15 protein-coding genes are annotated in these 14,116 nt (G+C 69.1%); 6 read left to right on the top strand and 9 right to left on the bottom strand.

All coding sequences use genetic code 11. From position 1 onward, the window contains the following. Positions 1–34: 34 nt before the first annotated feature. The 6 genes from ruvB to pdxS all read right to left on the bottom strand — a co-directional run bounded on the left by ruvB (position 35) and on the right by pdxS (position 4,624). Positions 35–1,060 (bottom strand): Holliday junction branch migration DNA helicase RuvB, encoded by a 1,026-nt coding sequence (gene ruvB / locus WFJ97_RS02190; RefSeq protein WP_247622422.1) that lies wholly within the window; start codon positions 1,058–1,060, stop codon positions 35–37. Next, positions 1,053–1,655 carry a Holliday junction branch migration protein RuvA gene (gene ruvA, locus WFJ97_RS02185; RefSeq protein WP_336640330.1) on the bottom strand — a complete coding sequence of 201 codons (603 nt, stop codon included), beginning with the start codon at positions 1,653–1,655 and terminating at the stop codon, positions 1,053–1,055. Before ruvA ends, ruvB begins: the two co-directional genes overlap by 8 nt. A gap of 9 nt (positions 1,656–1,664) precedes the next feature. Next, a complete protein-coding gene (gene ruvC, locus WFJ97_RS02180) occupies positions 1,665–2,252 on the bottom strand; it encodes a crossover junction endodeoxyribonuclease RuvC (RefSeq protein WP_247632169.1) in 588 nt (195 codons plus the stop codon). A gap of 45 nt (positions 2,253–2,297) precedes the next feature. Then, complete coding sequence (locus WFJ97_RS02175) at positions 2,298–3,059, bottom strand: YebC/PmpR family DNA-binding transcriptional regulator (RefSeq protein ID WP_247624689.1); 762 nt, start codon at positions 3,057–3,059, stop codon at positions 2,298–2,300. Between the two features lie 73 nt (positions 3,060–3,132). Then, entirely contained in the window at positions 3,133–3,741 is a 609-nt protein-coding gene (pdxT, locus tag WFJ97_RS02170; protein WP_247622419.1) for a pyridoxal 5'-phosphate synthase glutaminase subunit PdxT, read from the bottom strand. Continuing rightward, complete coding sequence (pdxS, locus tag WFJ97_RS02165; RefSeq protein ID WP_336640329.1) at positions 3,731–4,624, bottom strand: pyridoxal 5'-phosphate synthase lyase subunit PdxS; 894 nt, start codon at positions 4,622–4,624, stop codon at positions 3,731–3,733. The genes pdxT and pdxS overlap by 11 nt, the downstream gene beginning before the upstream one ends. 90 nt (positions 4,625–4,714) lie before the next feature. On the opposite strand from pdxS, the gene WFJ97_RS02160 reads away from it, so the two are divergent. Together WFJ97_RS02160 and pdxY are read left to right on the top strand one after the other, a co-directional pair. Beyond that, on the top strand, positions 4,715–6,022 hold the full coding sequence (locus WFJ97_RS02160) for an aminotransferase class I/II-fold pyridoxal phosphate-dependent enzyme (protein ID WP_336640328.1): 1,308 nt from the start codon (positions 4,715–4,717) through the stop codon (positions 6,020–6,022). 46 nt (positions 6,023–6,068) lie between these two features. After that, positions 6,069–6,920 carry a pyridoxal kinase PdxY gene (pdxY, locus tag WFJ97_RS02155; protein ID WP_336640327.1) on the top strand — a complete coding sequence of 284 codons (852 nt, stop codon included), beginning with the start codon at positions 6,069–6,071 and terminating at the stop codon, positions 6,918–6,920. Between the two features lie 2 nt (positions 6,921–6,922). Here the strand turns inward: pdxY and WFJ97_RS02150 are convergent, their stop codons facing one another. The 3 genes from WFJ97_RS02150 to WFJ97_RS02140 all read right to left on the bottom strand — a co-directional run bounded on the left by WFJ97_RS02150 (position 6,923) and on the right by WFJ97_RS02140 (position 9,871). Beyond that, the gene (locus WFJ97_RS02150) at positions 6,923–7,468 is read right to left on the bottom strand and encodes an HIT family protein (RefSeq protein ID WP_336640326.1); all 546 of its coding nucleotides are present in this window, start codon (positions 7,466–7,468) and stop codon (positions 6,923–6,925) included. Continuing rightward, the gene (thrS, locus tag WFJ97_RS02145) at positions 7,465–9,390 is read right to left on the bottom strand and encodes a threonine--tRNA ligase (RefSeq protein WP_336641845.1); all 1,926 of its coding nucleotides are present in this window, start codon (positions 9,388–9,390) and stop codon (positions 7,465–7,467) included. Before thrS ends, WFJ97_RS02150 begins: the two co-directional genes overlap by 4 nt. A 121-nt stretch (positions 9,391–9,511) precedes the next feature. Beyond that, the gene (locus WFJ97_RS02140) at positions 9,512–9,871 is read right to left on the bottom strand and encodes a YnfA family protein (RefSeq protein WP_247622414.1); all 360 of its coding nucleotides are present in this window, start codon (positions 9,869–9,871) and stop codon (positions 9,512–9,514) included. 149 nt (positions 9,872–10,020) lie between these two features. Here WFJ97_RS02140 and WFJ97_RS02135 point away from each other — a divergent pair, with 149 nt between their 5' ends. From WFJ97_RS02135 to WFJ97_RS02120, 4 genes are all read left to right on the top strand, one after another. Further along, the gene (locus WFJ97_RS02135; protein ID WP_336640325.1) at positions 10,021–10,971 is read left to right on the top strand and encodes an alpha/beta fold hydrolase; all 951 of its coding nucleotides are present in this window, start codon (positions 10,021–10,023) and stop codon (positions 10,969–10,971) included. Positions 10,972–10,990: 19 nt separating this feature from the next. Continuing rightward, positions 10,991–11,395 (top strand): DoxX family protein, encoded by a 405-nt coding sequence (locus WFJ97_RS02130; RefSeq protein ID WP_336640324.1) that lies wholly within the window; start codon positions 10,991–10,993, stop codon positions 11,393–11,395. A 38-nt stretch (positions 11,396–11,433) separates the two neighbouring features. Continuing rightward, complete coding sequence (locus WFJ97_RS02125; protein WP_336640323.1) at positions 11,434–12,780, top strand: cryptochrome/photolyase family protein; 1,347 nt, start codon at positions 11,434–11,436, stop codon at positions 12,778–12,780. Positions 12,781–12,871: 91 nt separating this feature from the next. Further along, positions 12,872–14,035 (top strand): MalY/PatB family protein, encoded by a 1,164-nt coding sequence (locus WFJ97_RS02120; protein WP_336640322.1) that lies wholly within the window; start codon positions 12,872–12,874, stop codon positions 14,033–14,035. The last annotated feature ends 81 nt before the right edge of the window (positions 14,036–14,116 follow it).

Genomic DNA, 14,116 nt, shown 5'->3' with positions numbered 1-14,116 from the left:
GGCGCACAGAAGTTTCGGGGGAAGTCTTCTGTGATTATAGGTCATCGAAGCGAAGCGCTCCGTCGGGATGCGCCACACCCAGATGCGCATACGCCTCAGGCATGGCGACGCGCCCCCGCGGAGTGCGACCGAGGAAACCGATCCGGACGAGGTAGGGCTCGACGACGCTCTCGACGGTCTCTGCCTCTTCGCCGACGGCGACGGCGAGGGTGCTCAGTCCCACCGGCCCCCCGCGGAACCGCCGCACGAGCGCTTCGAGAACGGCGCGGTCGAGGCGGTCCAGGCCGATGGGGTCGACGTCGTACAGTTCGAGAGCGGCGCGGACGTCGGCGATGGTCGCCGCTCCCCCACCGTGCACGAGCGCATAGTCGCGCACACGTCGGAGAAGGCGGTTGGCGATGCGGGGCGTCCCGCGCGATCGGCGGGCGATCTCGGACAGCGAATCGGACGGCAGGTCGACGCCGAGGACCGCCGCGGATCGCGCGATCACCCGCTCGAGCTCGCCCTCCTCGTAGAACTCCAGATGACCGGTGAACCCGAATCGATCGCGCAGCGGATTCGGTAGCAGGCCCGACCGCGTCGTCGCTCCCACCAGGGTGAACGGTGCGAGTTCGAGCGGGATGCTGGTGGCCCCCGCCCCCTTGCCCACCATGATGTCGATGCGGAAATCCTCCATCGCGAGATAGAGCATCTCCTCGGCGGAGCGCGCCATCCGGTGGATCTCGTCGATGAAGAGCACCTCGCCGGGAACGAGGCTCGACAGGAGCGCAGCGAGATCGCCGGCGTGCTGGATGGCCGGTCCGCTCGACAGGCGCAGGGGGCGCTCGCTCTCGTGCGCGACGATCATCGCCAGCGTCGTCTTGCCGAGTCCGGGCGGGCCCGCGAGAAGGATGTGATCGGCGGGTCGGCTCTGGATGCGTGCGGCCTCGAGGAGGAGCTGGAGCTGGCCGCGCACCTTCTGCTGTCCGACGAACTCGCCGAGACTCGTCGGACGCAGGGCGCCCTCGATCGCGAGCTCGGTCTCGTCGACGGGCTCGGAGGCGTCGAGTGCGTCAGCCACGTGCCGGCCCCAGCAGGGCAAGAGTGCGGCGGAGGAGCGGTGCGACGGCCGAACGCTCGGCATCGGATGCCTCGGCGGCCGTCTGCGCGGCGGCCTCGGCGGCGACCTTCTCCGACCATCCGAGTCCGACGAGGGCGACCGCGACCTGACCCACCACGTCCACGGCGCCCGAAGGACTCGGCGCTGCCGCGACCGTCGGCTGGACCTTACCGGCGAGCTGCACGACGATGAGCTTCGCGGTCTTGGGACCGATTCCGGACACGCGACGGAAAGGCGCGTCGTCCTCGGCATTCACCGCCTCTGCGATCTGGTCGACGGTCAGGTGCGACAGCACCCCCAGGGCGGATTTCGGCCCGACGCCCGTTACGCTGATGAGGAGCCCGAAGACCTCGAGCTCGTCGCGCTCGGCGAACCCGAAGAGCGAGAGCGCGTCCTCGCGCACGATCAGGCTCGTGTGCAGTCGCAATTGCTCCCCCACCGTCGCGGTGTGCGCGACGTCGGCCGGGACGGCGACGGAGAAGCCGACGCCGCCCACCTCGACGACGACCTGGTCGGAGGTCGAGTGCAGCACGGTGCCGTGCAGGGAGGAGATCATCCTCCCAGCCTAGGCCCCGCGTCGTACGTATGTTCGAGCGACACGCTCCGCGTCCGCCCAGGCGCGCTGGGCCGGCGTGAGCCCGCCCGCTGCGGATGCCGCCCCCGCGCCGCCTCGGCGCCAGGCGTGGCAGAGGGCGATGGCGAGGGCATCCGCGGCATCCGCCGGCTGCGGAGGCGCGTCGAGGCGCAGGATCCGGGCGATCATCGCCTGCACCTGGCGCTTGTCGGCAGATCCGTAACCGGTCACGGCGGCCTTGACCTCGCTCGGCGTGTGGGTCGCGGCGGGAAGACCCGCCTCTGCCGCGAGCAGCAGCGCGACTCCGCTGGCCTGAGCCGTGCCCATCACCGTGTGCGTGTTCTGCTGCGCGAACACGCGCTCGACCGCGACCGCCTGCGGAGAATGCGCGGCGATGACCTCACGGATGCCGGCGGCGACGATCGCGAGACGCTCGCCGATCGGCGCATCGGGAGACGAACGGATCACCCCGACGTGCACGAGCGTGCCGCGACGCGATCCGTCGACGTCGACGATGCCCACACCGCATCGCGTGAGGCCCGGGTCGATCCCGAGAACGCGCAGCGAGGAGGAGGTCACTCCCCCAGGCTAGGCGGCACCGTCGACGTCGGGCGCGTGGCGCGCCTAGCTGTCGTCGTTCTCGAGCTCGGCCTGCACCTCGGACGAGAGGTCGAAGTTGCTGAAGACGTTCTGCACGTCCTCGCTGTCCTCGAGCGCGTCGATGAGGCGGAAGACCTTGCGTGCGGTGTCGGCGTCGATCTCGACCTTGAGGTTCGGCACGAATTCGACGTCGGCGGATTCGTAGTCGATGCCCGCCTCCTGCAGCGCGCTGCGCACGGTGACCAGGTCGGTCGCCTCGGTGATGATCTCGAAGCCCTCGGAGTGCGGCTCGATCTCCTCGGCACCCGCCTCGAGCGCCGCCATCATGACGTCGTCCTCGGTGGTCCCCTCGGCACCGACGACGATGACGCCCTTGCGCGAGAAGTTGTAGGCGACGCTGCCCGGGTCGGCCAGCGTTCCCCCGTTGCGGCTGAGAGCCGTGCGCACCTCGGCGGCGGCACGGTTCTTGTTGTCGGTCAGACACTCGATCATGAGCGCCACGCCGTTCGGTCCGTATCCCTCGTACATGATCGAGGTGTACTCGACGGCCTCGCCGCCGATTCCGGCTCCACGCTTGACCGCGCGGTCGATGTTGTCCTTCGGGACGGAGGTCTTCTTCGCCTTCTGCACCGCGTCGAACAGCGTGGGGTTGCCCGCGAGGTCGGCGCCGCCGAGCTTGGCCGCGACCTCGATGTTCTTGATGAGCTTGGCCCAGGACTTGGCGCGCCTGGAGTCGATGATGGCCTTCTTGTGCTTCGTGGTGGCCCACTTGGAATGCCCGGACATAAGTCTCCACTCGTCGTATCCGCCCGTGGGCACGGCCCAGGGCATCGTCCAGTCTAACGAATCGAGACGTCGCCTACCGGGGTGCGCTCGCGTAGCGTCGTGCCTCGTCGAGGAAGAGCGCGTGGAATCCGGGCTCACCGTCCATCTCGGGATGGAAGCTCGTGCCGAGCAACGGCCCCTGGCGCACCGCGACCACCGCGCCGTCGGGCAGGGCGGCGAGCACCTCCACCGCGGCCCCCGAGCGTTCCACGATCGGCGCCCGGATGAACGTCGCAGACACCGGGGCATCGCCGAGCACCGGCACGTCGAGGTCGATCTCGAACGATTCGGACTGCCGTCCGAAGGCGTTGCGCCGAACGTCGACGTCGAGGCCGCCGAAGGACTGCTGTCCCTCGATCGCGTCGAGCACGGTATCGGCCAGGAGGATGAGCCCCGCGCACGTGCCGTACATCGGCATCCCCGCGCGGATCGCCGCGCGAATCGGCTGCTGGAGCCCGAACAGTCGCGCCAGCTTGTCGATGACGCTGGACTCTCCACCCGGTAGGACGAGCCCGTCGATCGCGTCGAGTTCTTCCGGGCGGCGCACGAGCACCACCTCCGCACCGAGCTCCGCGAGCAGGGCGGCATGCTCGCGCACGTCGCCCTGCAGCGCGAGGACGCCGACGGTCGGACTACCAGCCACGCTCGGAGAGCCGGTGCGGCGCGGGGAGGTCGGACACGTTGATCCCCACCATCGCCTCGCCCAGCCCGCGCGAGACCTGAGCGATCACACTCGGATCGTCGTGGAACGTGGTGGCCTTCACGATCGCCGCGGCACGCTGGGCGGGGTTGCCCGACTTGAAGATGCCGGAGCCGACGAACACACCGTCCGCTCCCATCTGCATCATCATCGCGGCGTCCGCGGGTGTTGCCACGCCTCCCGCAACGAACAGCACGACCGGCAGCTTGCCCGTCCCCGCGACCTCGACGACGAGGTCGTAGGGAGCCTGCAGCTCCTTGGCCGCCACGTAGAGCTCGTCCTTGGTCATCGAACGCAGCACGTTGATCTCGCTCGTGATCTTGCGGATGTGCTTGGTCGCCTCCGAGACGTCACCGGTGCCGGCCTCGCCCTTCGACCGGATCATCGCGGCACCCTCGTTGATGCGGCGCAGGGCCTCGCCGAGGTTCGTCGCCCCGCACACGAAGGGCACGGTGAAGCCGAACTTGTCGATGTGGTTGACGTAGTCCGCCGGCGACAGCACCTCGGACTCGTCGATGTAGTCGACTCCGAGCTCCTGCAGGATCTGCGCCTCGACGAAGTGGCCGATGCGCGCCTTCGCCATCACGGGGATCGAGACGGCGTCGATGATGCTGTCGATCATGTCGGGGTCGCTCATGCGCGAGACACCGCCCTGCGCACGGATGTCGGCGGGGACCCGCTCGAGCGCCATCACGGCGACGGCGCCGGCGTCCTCGGCGATCTTGGCCTGCTCGGCCGTGACGACGTCCATGATGACGCCGCCCTTGAGCATCTCGGCGAGACCGCGCTTGACCCGCGCGGATCCGGTGGTTGCCTGGTCGTTCATCGAATTCCTCTCGGCTGAGCCAATGACTCGTTTGATCTATGTCAAACCGTAGCATCGTCCCGGACGTTCTAGAATCGGTGTCGAGGACCCATGAGCGCCGAGATCACCGGAACGACCGCAGCAGACATCGCCGACAGCGTGCGCGCCCTGCGCGACCGTGGAACCCTCCGCCCCGGCGATGCGCTCCCCCCTGTGCGCGAACTCGCCGCCACTCTCGGCGTGAACCGCAACACCGCGGTGGCCGCCTACCGCCAGCTCGCGCAGGCGGGGCTCGTCGTCTCGCGCGGGCGCGCCGGCACCACGATCGCCGGCGTCGAGGCGGTCGCCCAGGAGGGCTACGCGGCGGACACGGTCCTCCGCGACGTCGGCACGGGCAACCCCGACCCCCGGCTCATCCCCGACCCGTCCCCCGCACTCGCCCGCGTCACGGGGCGACCGGTGCTGTACGGCGAGCCCGTGATCGACCGCGGCCTCGACTCCTGGGCGCACGAGTGGATCGCCACCGACCTCGACCAGTCCGACTTCCGCGTCACCGTCACCAGCGGCGCGGTCGACGCCGTCGAGCGACTCCTCGCCCAGGCGCTCACCCGCGATGACGCGGTCGCGCTCGAGGACCCCTGCTTCCTCGCGAGCATCCACACGGTGCGACTCGGAGGGTACCGCGCCGTGCCCGTCCCGGTCGACGGCGAGGGGATGACGGTCGTCGGCCTCCGCGCAGCGCTCGACGCCGGCATCCGCGCCATCATCTGCACTCCGCGCGCGCAGAACCCCACCGGCAGCAGCCTGACGGCTGCGCGCGCGGCCGAGCTCCGCGCCGTGCTCGCCGACCACCCCTACGTGCTGATCATCGAGGACGACCACTTCTCGATGCTCTCGCAGCGCCCCTACGAGACCTTGATCGGACCGGGGCACCGGCGGTTCGCCCTCGTGCGCTCCGTCTCGAAGTTTCTCGGCCCCGACATGTGCCTGGCGCTCGCGGCCACCGACCCCGAGACGGCCGAGCGCCTGTCGATGCGGCTCAGCCCGGGGACGACCTGGGTGAGCCATCTGCTCCAGCGACTCACGCACGCCCAGCTGACCGACCCTTCCGTGCTCGCGACGATCGGAACCGCGGCCGCGCACTACGCCGAGCGCAACGCCGCTTTCGCACAGCTCCTGCGCACTCACGGATTCGATGCCCCCGACTCCGACGGTCTCAGTCTCTGGGTCGAGCTCCCGCGGCCCGCGCGGGCCGTCGCCGAAAAGCTCATGCGCCGCGGATGGCTGGCCCGCACCGGCGACGAGTTCGCCCTCGACGAGAAGGCCGAGCCATCGCGGCAACTGCGGCTGACCGTCCATGATCTGTCCGACGCGGATGCCGCGGCCTTCGTCGCCGACCTCGTCGCGGCTTCCCGATGACCACCCGAAGCGGGAACGCACCCGCACTGAAAGAAAGGATCGGGAGATGAAGATCCTCTCCATCCAGTCCGCCGTCGCCTACGGTCACGTCGGCAACTCCGCCGCGGTGTTCCCGCTGCAGCGCATCGGCGTCGAGGTCCTCCCGGTCTACACCGTGAACTTCTCGAACCACACCGGGTACGGCGCCTGGCGCGGCCCGATGATCGATCCCGCCGAGGTGCGCGAGGTCATCACCGGTATCCAGGACCGTGGCGTCTTCGGCGGCATCGATGCGGTGCTCAGCGGATACCAGGGCGGGGAGGGCATCGGCGACGTGATCATCGACGCCGTCGCCCGGGTCAAGGCGGAGAACCCGAATGCGGTCTACACGTGCGACCCCGTGATGGGCAACGCCAAGTCCGGCTGCTTCGTGGCGCCCGCGATCCCCGTGCTGCTGCGGGAGCGGGTCGTGCCGGTGGCGGACATCATCACCCCGAACCAGTTCGAGCTCGGCTTCCTCACCGAGACCGAGCCCGACACGCTCGAGTCGACGCTGGCCTCGGTCGACCTGGCGCGCGCGATGGGACCGCGCACGGTGCTCGTCACGAGCGTCGAGCGGCCGGACCGGGAGGAGGAAACCATCGAGATGCTCGCGGCCGACGAGGAGGGTGCCTGGATCGTGCAGACGCCGCACCTTCCGATGAAGGCCAACGGGTCGGGCGACGTGACCGCTGCGCTCTTCACCGCGCATTACGTCGAGACCGGCAGTGCGCAGGTCGCCCTCGAGCGCACCGCATCGAGCGTCTACGACCTGCTGAAGGCGACGCTCGACTCCGGGGAGCGCGAGCTGCAGCTCGTCGAGGCGCAGGAGTTCTACGCGCACCCGCGCATGCAGTTCAGCGCCCGTCAGGTGCGCTGAACTCAGGCCGCAGGCCAGGCGTTCGCGACGGCCTCCCGCACCTCACCGAGCAGCTGCGGGAGTGCCTTCGTCTTCGCGATGATCGGGAAGAAGTTCGCATCGGAGCGCCACCGCGGCACGACGTGCTGGTGCAGGTGCCCGTCGACACCCGCGCCGGCGACGGCCCCCTGATTCATCCCGATGTTGAAGCCGTCGCAGCGCGACACCTCCGTCAGGACGCGCATCGCCGTCTGCGTCAGAGCGCCGATCTCGGCGACCTCCTCCGGGGTGGCCTGGTCGTACGTCGCGATGTGGCGGTACGGGCACACGAGCAGATGACCCGAGTTGTACGGGAACAGGTTCAGCAGCACGTATGCCGTCTCACCGCGCGCGACGATCAGCCGCTCGGCATCCGGATGCTTCGGCGCCTCGCAGAAGGGGCACTCCTCGCGCAGCGGCTCGGGCCCCGCCTGAATGTAGGCCATCCGGTGCGGAGTCCAGAGCCGCTGGAACTCGTCGGGGACTCCGGCGAAGTCCGACGCAGGCTCCAGCGGCTCATCCGGGGTCACGCCAGATCCCCCGCCGTCTGCACGAGCGCGTGCTCGGCGATCGCGGTGCGGATGCGGGCCACGGCATCCGCGACCGGGACGCCGTTCTCCTGGGTACCGTCGCGGTAGCGGAACGAGACCGTGCCGGCGGCGCGGTCCTGCTCGCCGGCGATGAGCAGCAGCGGAACCTTGCCGGTCGTGTGCGTGCGGATCTTCTTCTGCATACGGTCGTCGGACGTGTCGAGCTCGGCGCGCACACCCGAGTCGCGGAGCGTCGTGATGACCTCGCCGAGGTAGTCGGCGAAGTCCTCGGCCACGGGGATACCGACCACCTGCACCGGCGAGAGCCAGACCGGGAAGTCGCCGGCGTAGTGCTCGAGCAGGATCGCGAAGAAACGCTCGATCGAACCGAAGAGCGCGCGGTGGATCATGATCGGACGCTTCTTCTGCCCGTCCTTGTCCATGAACTCGAGATCGAAGCGCTCCGGCAGGTTCGGGTCGACCTGGACGGTCGACAACTGCCAGGTGCGACCGATCGCATCGCGGGTCTTGAGGTCGATCTTCGGGCCGTAGAACGCGGCCTCACCCGGGACCTCGGTGAGCTTGAGCCCCGAGGCGACGGCGACGCGACGCAGGGCGTCGGTCGACGACTCCCAGAACTCGTCGGAACCGATCCACTTCGACTTCTCGTCGTCCTTCATCGACAGCTCGAGCTCGAAATCGGTGAGGCCGAAGTCCCGCAGCATCGAGAGGATGAAGTCGAGGACCTTCGCGACCTCTCCCTCGAGCTGGTCGGGCGTGACGAAGAGGTGCGAGTCGTCCTGGGTGAACCCGCGCACACGGGTGAGACCGTGCAGCGCACCCGAGAGCTCGTTGCGGTAGACCGTGCCGTTCTCGGCGAAACGCAGCGGCAGATCGCGGTAGCTGCGGGCGCGCTCCTTGTAGATCAGGATGTGCATCGGGCAGTTCATCGGCTTCAGGTAGTAGTCCTGGCCCTGCTTGGTGATGTTGCCCTCGTCGTCGCGCTCCTCGTCCATGACGATCGGCGGGAACATGCCGTCCTTGTAGGTGACGAGGTGGTTCGAGGTCAGGAAGAGGTCTTCCTTCGAGATGTGCGGGGTGTACACGTAGGTGTAGCCGCCCTCGATGTGACGCTTGCGCGCGTGCTGCTCCATCTCGCCGCGGATCATGCCGCCGCGCGGGTGCCAGACCGAGAGCCCGGATCCGATCTCCTCCGGGAAGGAGAACAGGTCGAGCTCCTTGCCGAGGCGACGGTGGTCGCGCTTCGCGGCCTCTTCGAGGCGGTGCTGATATGCCCGCAGCTCGTCCTTCGACGGCCAGGCGGTTCCGTAGATGCGCTGCAGCTGCGGGTTCTTCTCGCTGCCGCGCCAGTAGGCGGCGGCGATGCGGGTGAGGTCCCAGCCGTTGCCGATCATGCGCGTGTTCGGCAGATGCGGGCCGCGGCAGAGGTCCTTCCAGACCACCTCGCCGTCGCGGGTGGTGTTGTCGTAGATCGTGAGTTCGCCCTCGCCGACCTCGACCGAGGCGCCCTCCGCCGCTTCCTTGCCGCCCTTGAGCCCGATGAGCTCGAGCTTGAACGGCTCGTCGGCGAGTTCGGCACGGGCCTCGTCATCGGTCACCACGCGGCGCACGAAGCGCTGGCCCTCGCGGACGATGCGCTGCATCTCCTTGGTGATCGCCTTGAGGTCCTCGGGCGTGAACGGCGAATCGACGCCGAAGTCGTAGTAGAAGCCGTCGGTGATGGGCGGGCCGATGCCGAGGTTCGCCTGCGGATTGATGCGCTGCACCGCCTGGGCGAGCACGTGCGCGGTCGAGTGGCGCAGGATGCCGAGGCCGTCGGGGCTGTCGATCGTGACCGCCTCGACCTCGTCGGCGTCGGTCACTGTGGTCGCGAGGTCCTTGAGGATGCCGTTGACGCGCATGGCGACGACGGATCGGTCAGAGAACAGGGCGAAGCCGTCTTTCGGCTGGGCGTTTTCAGGCACTGATCACTCCATCTGGGTCTGGATCTAGGCTACTCGCATGGCCGGGTCGTGCTGACCGTCACGCCCCCGGCTCGGTGGCCGTCTGCGTGACGACCGGAGCGAGGATGATGATCGCGGCTCCGACGAGGGCGATGGATGACCCCACCCAGTCCCAGACGGTCGGTTTGAAGCCGTCGACGATGATGCCCCACGCGAGCGATCCCGCGATGAAGACCCCACCGTACGCGGCCAGCACCCGGCCGAAGTTGACGTCGGGCTGGAGTGCCGCGATGAACCCGTAGGCGCCGAGGGCCATCACCCCGAGCACGGCGAGGATCCAGCCGCGCTCCTCCTTGACCGCCTGCCAGATCAGCCATGCTCCGCCGATCTCCGCGACAGCGGCCAGCACGAAGAGCACGATGATGCGGAACACGGTCATGCGGCCAGTCTGGCAGTCGCGCACCACCGGGCACGAGCGTCCGCTACCGCCGATGCGGTACGCCGGAGTCCGCGTCCGGTCGATGTGCGCGCACGCGCCGTCGCGCGACGCTGGATCTGCGGCGCAGAGCGCGCCCGGAGAGGCTGGCGATGAAGAAGTTCGTGAAGAGAGGGCTCGTCACCCTCGTGGCCGTCACCGCGACGATCACCCTGGGGCTGGCGACGACGACCGTCGTGAACGTCGTCGCATCGGAGATCGAGAAGGAGGCGATCGAGCCGTACGGGACCTTCGTCATCGTCGACGGTCATCGGATGAACGTCGTGATCACCGGCTCCGGTCCCACGGATATCGTGCTCCTCCCCGGATTCGGCACGGCCTCACCCGCGATCGACTTCTCCCCCCTCGTCGACGACCTCGCGACCGATCATCGCGTCGTCGTGATCGAGCCCCTCGGGTATGGATTGAGCGACGGCACCGATCGCGCGCGGACGACCGAGAACATCGTCGCGGAGGTGCACGACGCCCTCGAGCAGCTCGACATCGACTCGTACGTGCTCATGGGGCACTCCATCGCGGGCATCTACGCACTCGAGCTGGCCGCGACGCACCCCGAGGAGCTCCAGGGGTTCGTCGGGATCGACTCCAGCGTGCCGGGGCAGCCGCACATGGACACCGAGTTCCCGACAGGACTCATGGGCGCCGCCCGAACTCTGGGACTCGCACGGCTGTTGCTCGCGGTGGGCGGGGTCGGGCATGAGGGTGGGGCCTACTCCGATCATGACCGGGAGCAGATCGCGATGATCTCCAACCGCACGTCGATGGCGCCCACGTACCTCGACGAGATGGCGCACATCGCCCCGAACTTCGCGCAGGCCGAGGGACGTACCTTTCCCGATGATCTCCCCGTGCTGCTGTTCGCCGTAGCCGACAACGAGAAGACCCCGGACTGGGTCGCCCTGCACGAGGCCCAGGCGGCGAGCGTCGCCGACGGCACGGTGATACCCGTCGACGGCGATCACTATCTCCATCACACGCATGCGGCGGAGATCACGGACGCATTCCGGAGCTGGGCGGCCGAACGGATGCCGTTTCCGCAGTGAACCGGGGTAGCGTGAGCGGATGACCCGTACGATCGCCCGGTGGATCCTCGCCGCAGGACTCGGCGCGATCGGCGTCCTGCACTTCGTCCAGACGCGCGGCTTCCGCGTGGTCGTGCCGGACTGGGCGACGCGCATGTCCGGGCTCGACAAGGAGACGATCGTGGTCGCCTCCGGTGCGGTGGAGATCGGGCTCGCCGCGGGGTTGGTCGCCCTTCCTCGGGAGCGCGCGCGGATCGGATGGGCCACTGCGCTGTTCTTCGCCGCTGTGCTGCCCGGCAACGTGCACCAGTGGCGCACCGGCCGTTCCACGCCCGGGCTCGACACCGACCGCCGCCGATTCGGGCGGCTGTTCCTGCAGCCGCTCCTCATGGTGTGGGCGGTGTGGGCCACCAGCGCCGAGGGTCGAAGTCAAGGCCGACGCTGACATTTCTCCGATCGCAGGACGAGCGCCAGAATGGGGCGATGTCCTCCCCCTCGATCGTGTGGTTCCGTGATGACCTGCGTCTCGCCGACAACCCCGCGTTGCGCGCCGCGATCGATCGCGGGGAGCCGATCCTCGCCGTCTACGTGCTCGACGAGGAATCCCCCGGCATCCGACCGCTCGGCGGAGCGGCCCGCTGGTGGTTGCATCACTCACTCGCCTCGCTGAGCGAACGGCTGCGGGAGCGTGGGGGCGCACTGGTGCTGCGCCGCGGTCCCACCGCCCGCGTGATCCCCCAGGTCGTGGCGGATACCGACGCCGGCGCCGTCTTCTGGAATCGCCGGTACGGCCGACCCGAGCGCGACATCGACGCCGAGCTGAAGACCGCTCTGCGGAACGACGGCGTCGAGGTCGTCTCCTTCGCGGGATCCCTTCTCCACGAGCCCTGGACGGTGACGACGGGGGCCGGTACGCACTTCTCCGTGTTCACCCCCTTCTGGCGGGCGTGCCTCTCGCTGCCCGCACCGCGGCTCCCCCTCCCCGAGCCACGCGAGATCGACGGCATCCGCTCGGCTCCGGCATCGGACGACCTCGACGACTGGGCTCTGCTCCCCACCCGTCCGGACTGGGCGGAGGGCCTGCGCGAGACCTGGGAACCCGGGGAACCCGCCGCTCGACGTCGACTGCGCTCCTTCCTCGACGAGGACCTCGGATCGTACGACCGCGCACGCGACGAGCCTTCGGCCGGAGCCACCTCGCTCCTGTCCCCCCGCCTGCGCTGGGGAGAGATCAGCCCGTTCACGGTCTGGCACGAGGCGGTCTCCGCGGACGGCGCGGGCGGGTTCCTCTCGGAGCTCGGGTGGCGCGAGTTCGCGTGGCACACGCTCTTCCACTTCCCCGACCTCGCGACGAAGAACCTGCACCCCGAGTTCGACGCCTTCCCGTGGCCGCGGCTGAAGCCGTCGCACCTCGACGCGTGGCAGCGCGGCGAGACCGGCGTGCCCCTGGTCGACGCCGGAATGCGCGAACTCTGGCGCACCGGGTACATGCACAACCGGGTGCGGATGGTCACTGCGTCGTTCCTCGTGAAGAACCTCCTCATCGACTGGCACCGCGGCGAGGAGTGGTTCTGGGACACCCTCGTCGATGCCGATGGGGCGAACAACCCGTTCAACTGGCAGTGGGTCGCCGGCTCCGGTGCGGATGCCGCGCCCTACTTCCGCATCTTCAACCCCGAGCTCCAGGCCAAGAAGTTCGATCCGAACCGCCTGTACATCTCGCAGTGGGCATCGGATGCCCCCGCCGAGCCGATCGTCGACCTCGGGGAGACGCGGAAGGCGGCGCTCGCCGCGTACGACGTCGTCAAACGCGCACCTCGCGATCGGTGACCCGCCGCGGGGTCGGCCCTCCGGCCCCGGCAGGGCGCGCTCCCCGTACGATCGAGGGAGCCCCCTCTCCCCTGCCGTGAAGGATCCCCGTATGTCCGTCAACCGCATCGACACCCTCACCGAGAACGATCTGCGAGAGGCGGGGAGCGTCAAGTGGACGACCTTCCCCGACACGATCGGCGCCTTCGTCGCCGAGATGGATTTCGGGGTCGCACCCGCGGTGAAGGACGCGGTGGGCGATGCCCTCGAGCAGGGCCTCACGGGCTACCTTCCACAGCATCTCGCCGACCAGCTCGCCGCCGCGACGGCCGCCTGGTACGCCGCTCGCTACGGCTGGGAGATCTCGTCGGCGCAGGTGAAGCAGGTCCCCGACGTGATCACCGCTTTCGAGTACGCGATCGAGCAGTATACGGCTCCGGGGGCCGCCGTGATCGTCCCGACGCCGGCGTACATGCCGTTCCTCATGGTTCCCCCGATGCACGGGCGACGGGTCATCGAGGTGCCGAGCATCGTCGAGAACGGGCGCTGGGTGCTCGACCACGACGCGGTGGCGGCGGCCTTCGCCGAGGGCGGCGAGCTGCTGGTGCTGTGCAATCCGCACAACCCGCTCGGAACGGTCGCGACGCGCGAAGAGCTCGAACGGGTGGCGGAGACCGTGCACGACGCCGGCGGACGCGTGTTCTCGGACGAGATCCACGCGCCGATCGTCTACGCCCCCGCCCGGCACATCCCCTACGCCTCGATCTCCGATGTCGCCGCAGGTCACACCCTCACCGCCACCTCCGCGTCCAAGGCGTGGAACCTCGCCGGTCTCAAGTGCGCGCAGATCATCGTCTCGAACGAGCGGGATGCGGAGCTCTGGGAACGCGAAGGAGCGTGGTCGGGGCACGGCACCTCGACGATCGGAGCGGTCGCCAACGTCGCCGCGTACGCCGATGGGGGCGAGTGGCTGCACGAGACGGTCGCCTATCTCGACGGTAATCGCCGCGCACTGGCCGCCCTGGTCGCCGAGCACCTTCCCCAGGTGCGGATGACCGTTCCGGAGGGAACCTACATCGCTCTCCTCGACTTCCGGGAGACCGGGCTGACCGGCGATCTGAGCGAGTGGTTCCGCGAGCACGCCGGTGTCGCGATGACGGACGGCGCCGCCTGCGGGGTGGCTGCGATCGGTTTCACCCGGTTCGTCTTCGCCCTACCGCGGCCGCTCCTCGAGGAGGCGGTGCGTCGGATCGCAGCCGCGCTCAGCGCCCGCTGACCTGTGGAATGCTCCCGAGCTCTTCCGCTGGGCGGCTCGGCGTGGTTTGCTGTGGGCGGAGGGGTACCACTGGGGAAAGGG

Source organism: Microbacterium sp. USHLN272 (genome assembly GCF_037149655.1).
GTDB classification, from domain to species: domain Bacteria; phylum Actinomycetota; class Actinomycetes; order Actinomycetales; family Microbacteriaceae; genus Microbacterium; species Microbacterium galbinum.
Note: the sequence above shows the minus strand (reverse complement) of the source record. Positions and strands in the feature narration are given on the sequence as shown.